The sequence below is a fragment of the Magnetococcales bacterium genome, from assembly GCA_015231925.1.
Classification (GTDB): Bacteria; Pseudomonadota; Magnetococcia; order Magnetococcales; family JADGAQ01; genus JADGAQ01.
Genome location: JADGAQ010000161.1, coordinates 1 through 9,809 on the forward strand (window position 1 = coordinate 1; position 9,809 = coordinate 9,809).

Sequence of the window (9,809 nt, forward strand, 5' to 3'; positions counted from 1 at the left end):
CGGATTGCAACGCGGCCAGGGACCAAAAGATGGTGAATGTCAACACGCCCTAGGTGATCTTCCCATCCATTCAGGAACGCGGGGGGGGGGTTAGATCCAGGGCGGCGCACCGGAACGAAGGCCCTTCCATAGCCTCCGGCTCACCTGGCTCAAGGTTACCCTTTTCGGGACCCCACCAAGGGGGCCCACAAGCCCGACAATCGAAAACGGGGGTGCGGGGGGGGAATATCCTTCCCGACGGGCCCAGGGCAACCCCCTGGGAGACTGCCGTCATCGCCAGGTTCGCCCGGCTCAAGGCCAACCGTTTCGGGTGAGTTTTCCCGAAAGGGTGGCCCACAAAGAGCGAGCCCGATCTCGGACCTTCCAGCCCCAAGCGGCCGCTCACCTGGCGCCGAAACGTCCCGGATGCCCGCCGGAACTGAAGAAAAAGGGGGGGAATCGTTCCAAGCCTTCAAGTCGAACCGAATGGAGCGTGGGATCTTTTGTAGCATCCATTTTGACGGAACCTCCGGACGGATCCAAACATAGATGCCTATTTTTCAATATAAAGCGATAAAACGAGATTCCCGTGAGACCGTTGCAGGATCGTTGGAGGCGAAGGATCGCCTGTCCGCCGCGCGCCAACTTCAAGACAGTGGCCATATTCCGTTAAATATATTACCTGGCACGACTGCATCCCCCAACATGGGAGTATCTTTCCAATGGAAAAAAGGGGCATTCCTGACCAATAAGGACCAGGCCTTTATTGCCCATGAATTATCCACACTGCTTGAAGCGGGTATGGATGTTTCCCGAGCGATCAAGTTGATGATTGATTTGTCGGAGAATGAACGAGTTAAAAAAGCCCTGATGAAGGTCATGGAGCGTATTCAGGAAGGAGATATCCTTTCAAAGGCAATGGAGAAGCAGCCGGAAGAGTTTCTTCCCGTATTTACCAACATGGTAAAGGCGGGAGAGACAGGTGGCAGTATTGCACGATCCTTGCTGGAGTTTGCCGTCTTCCTTGAACGTTCCGTGGCACTTCAGGAAAGAACCAAATCGGCCCTGGTCTATCCCATCTTTATGCTGGTGATGATGGGGGTATCATTGGCGGTATTATTCGGCGTGGTTCTGCCTCAGTTCAAATCACTCTTCGAAGACGCGGGAGATAAACTGCCGCTGTTGACCCGGATACTGCTGATTGTCAGTTATAATTTCAGGGAATATGGGTACCATGGGCTGGTTTTTCTATTGTGCCTTGTGATTGGGATCCGAATCGCCATCCGCAAAGCCCGTTTTCGAAGTTATTGGCACAGTTTATTATTGAAGAATTTCTTAGTGGGCGATGTGGTGACAAAATATGAAGTCGCTCGATTTTGTCGCATGTTTGGCACGCTTTTGAAAAATGGTGTGGAAACCATGCAAGCTCTGTCCATGGCCACAAAATCAGTGGGGAATATGGTAATCATCTTGGCATTGACGGAAGTATCCACTCAGGTGAACAAGGGGCAATTACTTTCCAACGCTTTGGAAGAAAAACACCTTTTCCCACCCCGGGCCATTCAACTTCTTCGAATTGGAGAAGAGACTGGGAAAATGAGTGAGATGCTGGAAAGGTTGTCCGATATCTATGAAAAGGAAGTTGAATCAGGCGTGGAGCAGTTGATGGCGTTGCTGACACCCGTAATCACCATTGTTATGGGTTTGTTGGTCGGTTTGATCGCCGCCTCGATTTTAATCACCGTCCTGAGCGTCAACAAACTGGCCTTTTAGATCCGCACAGTGGCGAGTCAAGGGCCTCTGCAAAACCCAGTCGGGATGAACGGATATGAGCAACAAAATGCGTGAAGGATTCACCTTGATCGAACTGCTGGTTGTGTTAGTCATTCTCGGACTGCTCATCAGCATTGCCGCCCCCAGTTTGTTTGAACAGATGAGTAAGGCAAAACGAGATACAGCGGCTCTTCAAATTGAGAACCTGGGCTCCAGTCTCGATCTCTATCGCCTCAATATCGGTGGCTACCCTAGCCAGGATGAAGGGTTAAAAGCCATGGTAAAAGCCCCGGCCGAAGCCGGCAGTCGCTGGCAGGGGCCGTATGTTAAAAAGGAACAATCTTTGACAGATCCTTGGGGTAATCTTTACATCTACACCTATCCTGGAAAGCACAACAAAAAAGGCTATGACCTCTATTCTGCAGGAGCAGATGGCCAAGAGGGTGGTGAGGGTGATAATCAGGATATTGCCAACTGGTAAGTTTCGGGTACCTTTTCAAGGGTTTACCCTCCTTGAGATTTTGATCTCCCTTGCCATTTTGGGGATGTTGACACTGCTCACTCCGCCGCTGCTTTTGGCCGTAATGCCCGGTTTGCGTTTGGAGGAAGTGACAAAGAAGTCCTCCGTGCTCTTACGAAGAGCCCAAAACCTGGCAATCACAACGAATCAAGAGACGGTTGTGACCATCAGTACTCGGGAGAGATGGTTGCGCATGGGCAAGGAGGACACGTCCGCAGGGTTTTCGGATGAAATTTCCGTACAATTGACAACACCGGAATCCGAACAGCTCGATGAGGGGAGCGCAAGGATCCGTTTCTTCCCGGAGGGAGGATCAACCGGAGCCCAACTTGTATTCAAACTGGATAACGTGTCTAACGTGGTAACCGTGGACTGGCTGACAGGTCAGGTGAGAGTGAATGAGGGAACCCCCGCCAAAGATTGAAAAAGGCTTTACGCTCGTGGAGATCCTCATCTCATTCTCCATTATGACAATTGCCATGCTTGTCCTCTTTCAGGGATTTTCCATCACGCTTCAAAATGTCGAAACAACGGTGAATTACAGACAAGCCCTGCATATCGCCGAATCCAGATTGGCCGTGGTTGGCATGGAAGTTCCTTTACTTGCAGGCGAGTACTCCGGGGATATTGTTCCGTTCCAATGGCATCTGCGGATCGCCCCTCGGGAGAGTGAGGAGATGTATTCGGAAAAGCAAGCGGTGGCGCTGTTTCAAGTTGAGGTGACGGTGCATTGGATTGATCCGGGGCACAAAGAACAATCCGTCACCCTGACAACCGTGCGGTTGGGGAAGGCCGCGTGAAGTCTCCTGCCGCGACGGCCGGTACCCGTGGGTCGAGTGAGTCGCCACAGGGGTTTTCACTCCTCGAACTGCTCGTTGCCATCACGATTGTCGGCTTAATGGCCTCCTTTATGTATGTGGACTTGCGATTCAGTTTGGGAGCCTGGAAAGCGGGTGAGGAACGCTTAAATCAGATGGGTCAGATCTCATCCATCCAGGAATTCCTGCGGAGTCGGCTTGAAAAAACGTACCCGCAATGGACGATCAATGAGAAAGAAGAAGGAAGCGTTGCCTTCCAGGGAAGGTCGCACAGGTTAACGTTTATAGCACCCATGCAGACCTATTTAGGAAAAGCGCCATTTTATGACCTCTCCCTAGGTGTGATCGAGGTCAAGCCGGGCCGTAGGGATCTGGAATTCTTGTGGAAACCAATACTTCCCCTTGCTGACGAGGAAGAGAGGAAACCTGAAAAAGCTGTTTTATTACACAATATTGCCGATGTTGAGTTTCGCTACTTCGGTTTAAAAAACGTGGATACTGAACCGGTTTGGCTGGAGGAGTGGGAAGGCAAGACCAAGCTTCCGTTTTTAACATCCGTAACAGTACATTTTCCCGCCGGGGATGAACGCATATGGCCTGTACTGACGGTGGCACACCGTATTCAAATGGATTCGGCATGTAAATTCGACATCAAGATTAACACTTGTGCTGGAAGAACAACCAAAGAGTAAACAATGGAGGTATTCAGTCAGCTCTCCTTATACCCGGATTCGGGAAGTTTATGCCCCCCAAGGGTCCGTGGCAGCGCCCGGGGTCTTTTCCATTCGCCGGTGGCACGCCCCTGCCGGGCGGTGCAGGGGCCTGAATCGTTACCGTCTCCGTAAAGCGGCCCCTGGAGGTTTAACGGGCGGTAACTATTCAGACCCCTGAACGGTGCAGCATGATTGTGTCAACAGCGAAAGGGAAAGTTCCGGGGATGCCCCCTGGATCCCATGGGGTCGGAAGTCAACCGCAAACGGAAGAGTCCCAGGGCGCCGCCCTGGACCCGTCGGGGGGGATAATCCCCCCAAAACCCCCGTATATCTGAATAGTTACAACGGGGGGAGGTTTTCATGAGCAGGTGAAAACCCCCAGGCAGAATCTTGCAAACGCCATCCCCACCATTCGGAAACACGCCGAACTGAAGCCTAGGGAGAGGGTCTTGGAGGGCGGGAGCAACCTCCGCCGGGAGCGATAACCGCCCCCCGCACCTGAATGAACCACCGAAATGGCATAACCGCTCGCCAGCCGGCGCGGCAGAGAAAGACAGGGGGATGAATAGTTACATTTCCAGAACCTATTTGCAGACCGAGTTCGTTCGCCTGTTTTCCTGGTGGGTAAGGGAGCTGGCTTCGCTAATTCCTGCCAAAGTTTATAGCATGCTGGTAACGGGCTCCAATTGCCTGGTTATCGATGTGCTGGATACAGAAATTCGAATTGGTCGATTTCAGGGCGACGTTTTCAAAGATCTGGCGCACATCGAATCATCCAGCCAAAAACCGGAGCAAAACGTTGCCGATGTTTCGAGGATGGTTCAACAGGAAAGGGCCAACCAGATAATTTTTCGCCTACCAATTGCGAAGGCTATGGTTCGTATTCTGCCGGAACTCCCCAAGGATATGGAAAATAATCTGGAGGAGGCGCTCTATTTCGAGCTGGAAAAACTGACTCCTTTTCGGCCTGAGGAACTCTGGTTTGATTATCGAATTTGTGGAAGGAACTTAAAAAATGGCTCCCTGGATGTCCAAATAGCCATGGTGCCAAAAGAATCCGTTTTAGAGTTGCTCACCTTGAGCCAAAGCTGGGGCATAAAACCGGACCAGGTGGATATCGTTGGGGAGGATGCTTCGCGGCAGGAGAAGTTTAACTTCCTAAAACATGCCCAGGTACCCCTCTCCTCCAGGTACATGTCAATCAGCTTGATTCAGAATATGGTGGCCCTGGGTCTGCTGGTAGGAGTGGTTCTGTTTCCAATGTTTCATCAATATCAAACGTTACAGAAGGTGACTGGCCAGGTTGCCCAGATTAAAATAAAGGCCGAAAATTCTCTTATTATTCGCAATAATATTACTAATATTGTTTCCGAAAGCCTCTATATTTCGGAATATAAAAGAAATCTACCATCATTCATCGAAGTCCTAGAAGAGCTCACCAAGATCATTCCCGATGATGCCTGGCTGGTTCGCCTGGCCGTCTCCGGACCCTCTGTAAAAGTTTCCGGTTATGCCCAATCTGCATCACGCCTAATAGAACTAATTGAATCGTCGAGCATTTTTAAAGATGTGACGCCCGACTCCTCCTTTGTGAGGGATCCCAAATTGGAACGAGAGCGATTTAAATTTTCTTTCCAACTTGAACATAAAGGAACGGCCAGAAGATGAAGATGACTCCCACTTTGAGCCGACTTCTCGCCGTCGTGATTTTATTGGTCGTGGTGAAATTTTCCTGGTCCATTCTTGTGGTGCCATATTGGAATAAATACAAGGATCAGCAAGCGCAGATCGATAATAAACTAGCACTGCTAACCAATTATAAACAGGTTTACGCCCAAACACAAATTCTGGAAACTCTCTACTCCAAGTTACTGGATTCGAGCCAGCAGAATTCACAGATATTTGATGGGGAGCGAACCTCGATTGTCGCCGCAAAATTGCAGGATATTTTGAGAATATTGATTGTTTCCACCAAAAGCACGCAAAAAAGCCTGCAAATCATCCGCCTCGAAGATGTTAACGGGTTTCAACGCCTTGGCGTAAAGGTACAAATGATCACCGACCTTGCCTCTGTGCGTAATATAATTGACGGATTGGAGAGGTATCCAAAGCTGATTGTGGTCGAACAGGTCGACATTCAACAGCAGGATGACACTATAGGGAAGGATCAGAATGTTTCACCAAAATTAAATGTCACCATTGATCTCTATGCCTTTATAAGGTCTCCGTCATTATGATTACCTACTCTCACACCAGGTTAATCATTCTCCTACTGCTGCTTTGTCTGATTTTGGAAATTGGCTTGAGTTTGAAGGTTGATTTGGTTAAGGGGCTGCCCGTTTCCAAACCCACTAACAACAATGATGGCGTTGTCGAGGCCGTTCAGCTGGCAAGACTCCCCACTGTTGTTCCACTGGACCTCCTGCGAGAAACCTTGGAAAGGCCCTTATTTTCTAAAGACAGGATGCGCCTGGCCAAAAAGTATGGTCCAAATGATAAAGCCTCCCTTCCCCAGGCCGCCCCGACCAGGGCTTTGGACCCTCCCTCCTTGCAGGTGATCGGAATACTCCTTCTTGATAATGGCCGCCACGCCTTAATCCGGCGTAGTCAAGGTATTTCTCCCGAGTGGATATCTGAAAATGACAAGGTGGACGGGTGGGTCCTGGATGGGGTTTTGCCGACCCGGATCATTCTAAAAAACGGTGAGCAACTCGAAACGATTTCGCTTGAAAATGGCCCACCGCTCAAGGGGACAAATCCCCCTGCCACGAGTAAGTAGGCCAGCGGAGAAGGTGATGAGAACAGCGTTCTGTATAAATTCCACAACCCTTCCGCCCGCTGACCGGCGCGGCGTGATCGTGCCAACCACGAAAGGAGACCTCCCAGGGCGCTGCCCTGGACCCGTCGGGGGCGATAATCCCCCCCCAAACCCCCGTATTCCCAACCGATTATACTTTGCCTGCCACGCCAACCAGGGGATATCGGATTCCCCAGGATTACTCCCTAAGGATGTCCGAGGGGGAATTTCCTTTTGACCGGGTTCGCGGCCGTGCTGCAAGGGGGTGTCGTGGCCTTGGCGGGTGGAGGCCGTAGGGCTCGCACCCTCTCCAAATCGTGTTCCATCTTCGCTCCGGCGGAGGGGCCAAAGGGAGGGACTCATCCTCACCGAGGGTGGCATACCGATTCCGCCCGGTTCGAGCTTTCAAGAATGAGGGGCCGGCGGTACCGCCATGGCGGGTTGGGGGGAGATTTCAAGGATGGGGAGGATGAGGCCCTTTGCAGCCTTCTCCAGCGGATCGAAGCGTTTCCGAAGACGGTGCGGAAGAACGGTTTGGTGCGCCTTTCTTCGGGGCCTCTCCCCGCTTCGACAACGTCAACACCTCGGGGCGCTACAATCCTCCGCGGTCCCCCGTATGAATGGTAAGAAGGGCCCATCCCAAGACGGACGCGGTTCAGCAACTCAGTATTGCAAAAGTTATCCCCGCGCTGATTGCGGGCACGCTGGCGTGCCATTCCCCCATCAGACGGCCGATCCACTTTGCGCTAAAAACGTCATCCAACGTTCCCGAGGAGTTCCTGGACGGCGTGGGTTGGTAGCTTAGTCAGAAACATGCGGCTTTTCCGATCTTCACTGTACCAGTACCCAAGGGGTAAAATCGTGTTTTCATGTAAAGGTACCCACATTAAACACCTTGCAGTTTCCAGTCTTTTATTTATCGGGCTTTTGTCCGGTTGCGCCAAAAAATCTCCGGACATTATGGCTGCCGGCAGAGAGGGTCATCAAATTCATTCGGCTTCTCCCCCTTCGCCAGTTTTGATGGACCCGGAGAGCGGGAAAGACAATCCAAGGGAAGGCTTTGCTACCAATAAGTCGTCCATTTTCCAAGATCAAGCTGCAACCCCTAGTGAGCAAAAACCCATCGAAGAGAGTCTTTACCCTGGAACGGGGAAATTTCTTACTCCAAAAGGCTTGAAAGCCCCACCTGCCATAAAGTTGCCTGGCGAAAAGGTGACTTTGAACTTTGTGGACACAGACATTCGTGAGGTGGTTCGCGCTGTCTTTTCCGAAGTATTAAAGTCGAATTACGTCATTGATCCGCGTGTGGTTGGCACCACGACCATTCGGACCAGCCATCCTGTTGATGCGGACGACTTATTGGTGGCCCTTGAGGAGGCGTTACGTCTGCTTAGTGCGATTATTGTCAAGTCCGATGATTCAGACCTTTATAAAATCCTTCCTGCCAACTATGCCACCCTGGGCAACTCGGCCCCGGCCCTTGATAGAACAGGAAATAATAAAATTGGGCTTGGCATTCAGATTGTGCCCTTAAAATTCGTATCTCCCACCGAGATGCTTAAAATTCTTGAACCCATGAGTCCAAAGGGCAGCATTTTGCGTATTGATGCCGGCAAGAATATTATTATAATTGCTGGCACGCAAAGAGAGTTGGATGCCATGTTGGACACGATCGAGTTGTTTGACGTGGACTGGTTGGAAGGAATGTCGATCGGTCTTTTCCAAGTTGAATCCGTCAACGCCAAGGTATTGATTGAAGAGTTAAAAGAGATCTTCCAATTGGAAGGCGACGGCCCTATCTCCGGTATGGTGCGATTGATTTCCATTGATCGGATGAATGGCGTTCTGGCTATCTCCACCCAACCGGAATATGTGAAGGAAATCGGCTCCTGGATCAAGCGACTTGACAAAACGGGCAGCGATGAACACAAACTGTTTGTTTATTACGTCCAAAACGGCCGTGCGGAGCAAATCGCCAATGTATTAATAGAAGTATTCAGCAATGCCCGATCCGGTAGCTCCTCGGTTAACTTTGCACCCGGCACCAAACCGGCGACCGTGAGATCTCCCCTCAACCATAAACCGCCTTCAGCTACCGATGTGAAACCAGCAAGCATCGCTGATGATATTAAAATAATTGCCAGCGAAGCCAATAATGAAGATATTAAAATAATTGCCAGCGAAGCCAATAATGCTCTACTGATTCACGCAACAGAAAAAAAATATCGCATGATCGAAAAGGCTCTACAGAAATTGGACATAATGCCCATGCAGGTATTTATTGAAGCAACTATTGCCGAAGTCACCCTGACCAAGGATCTGAGCTACGGGCTGCAATGGTTCCTCAAGAGAGGAAATGCGAGCTTTACACTGAGTGAAACAAATTCCAATAATATTGCTTCCAGGTTTCCCGGATTTTCCTTCCTGGCAACAGGGAATGTCGGTATCACCACCATCCTGAACGCCCTTGAATCTATTACTGATTTGAAAGTCATCTCCTCCCCCCAAATCATGGTTCTTAATAATTATGAAGCCAAACTGAAGGTCGGCAATCAAGTCCCCGTGGTCACCATGTCGGCGCGGGATCCCGCAGCGACCAACAATACCACCATCATTAGCGGTGTCGAATACCGGGATACTGGCACCATCCTCACGGTCAGGCCGCGGGTTAACTCAAACGGACTGTTGATTATGGAAATCGATCAGGAGGTTAGTGATGTCAGCTCCTCGAATGTTTCCGGTATCGACTCTCCCATTATTCAGCAACGAAAACTGTCCAGTACCGTTGCGGTTCAAAGCGGGGAAACCATTGCCCTGGGAGGACTCATCAAGGATAAGTCCAACCAGGTTGATTCCGGTATCCCCTTATTGAATAAGCTGCCAATCCTGGGTTCTTTATTCGGTGGCTCGGACCAATCAAATGAGCGCACGGAATTACTCGTGCTGATCACGCCCCGTGTGGTTTCCTCCATGGATGAAGTACGCCAATTAACCGATGAATTGAGACTGAAGCTAAAGACCGTTCTTCCTCTCAATTCCAAGCTGCGCTAGGCGACCGATTCATCCCGGCTTATTCCCAAATTTCGTCGCGATCCCCCTCGTGTGCCTCAGGACATGGCGCGCGTCGCCTCGACGACCGGGGCGAGCGCAACCCCCTCATTCCGTTTCTGTTTCATTTTTGCATTATTGCAGGGGTCTGGGGACCATCA

General features: G+C 50.6%; 9 protein-coding genes. All 9 read left to right on the forward strand.

Features of this window, described 5'->3' with window-relative positions:
* The first annotated feature begins 528 nt into the window (after nt 1–528).
* The 9 genes from HQL56_15175 to gspD all read left to right on the forward strand — a co-directional run bounded on the left by HQL56_15175 (nt 529) and on the right by gspD (nt 9,651).
* Entirely contained in the window at nt 529–1,752 is a 1,224-nt protein-coding gene (locus HQL56_15175; GenBank protein ID MBF0310860.1) for a type II secretion system F family protein, read from the forward strand.
* Between the two features lie 55 nt (nt 1,753–1,807).
* Nucleotides 1,808–2,233, forward strand: a complete 426-nt coding sequence (gspG, locus tag HQL56_15180) for a type II secretion system major pseudopilin GspG (protein MBF0310861.1) — start codon at nt 1,808–1,810, stop codon at nt 2,231–2,233.
* Nucleotides 2,184–2,696: a GspH/FimT family pseudopilin gene (locus HQL56_15185; GenBank protein MBF0310862.1), complete on the forward strand. Its 513-nt coding sequence runs from the start codon at nt 2,184–2,186 to the stop codon at nt 2,694–2,696. The genes gspG and HQL56_15185 overlap by 50 nt, the downstream gene beginning before the upstream one ends.
* Nucleotides 2,671–3,072: a prepilin-type N-terminal cleavage/methylation domain-containing protein gene (locus HQL56_15190; GenBank protein ID MBF0310863.1), complete on the forward strand. Its 402-nt coding sequence runs from the start codon at nt 2,671–2,673 to the stop codon at nt 3,070–3,072. Before HQL56_15185 ends, HQL56_15190 begins: the two co-directional genes overlap by 26 nt.
* Complete coding sequence (locus HQL56_15195; protein MBF0310864.1) at nt 3,069–3,782, forward strand: prepilin-type N-terminal cleavage/methylation domain-containing protein; 714 nt, start codon at nt 3,069–3,071, stop codon at nt 3,780–3,782. The genes HQL56_15190 and HQL56_15195 overlap by 4 nt, the downstream gene beginning before the upstream one ends.
* A 582-nt stretch (nt 3,783–4,364) precedes the next feature.
* Nucleotides 4,365–5,471: a PilN domain-containing protein gene (locus tag HQL56_15200; protein MBF0310865.1), complete on the forward strand. Its 1,107-nt coding sequence runs from the start codon at nt 4,365–4,367 to the stop codon at nt 5,469–5,471.
* Entirely contained in the window at nt 5,468–6,040 is a 573-nt protein-coding gene (locus tag HQL56_15205; GenBank protein ID MBF0310866.1) for a hypothetical protein, read from the forward strand. The genes HQL56_15200 and HQL56_15205 overlap by 4 nt, the downstream gene beginning before the upstream one ends.
* Nucleotides 6,037–6,582: a hypothetical protein gene (locus HQL56_15210; protein MBF0310867.1), complete on the forward strand. Its 546-nt coding sequence runs from the start codon at nt 6,037–6,039 to the stop codon at nt 6,580–6,582. The genes HQL56_15205 and HQL56_15210 overlap by 4 nt, the downstream gene beginning before the upstream one ends.
* Nucleotides 6,583–7,461: 879 nt before the next feature.
* Nucleotides 7,462–9,651 carry a type II secretion system secretin GspD gene (gene gspD / locus HQL56_15215; protein MBF0310868.1) on the forward strand — a complete coding sequence of 730 codons (2,190 nt, stop codon included), beginning with the start codon at nt 7,462–7,464 and terminating at the stop codon, nt 9,649–9,651.
* Nucleotides 9,652–9,809: the final 158 nt, after the last annotated feature.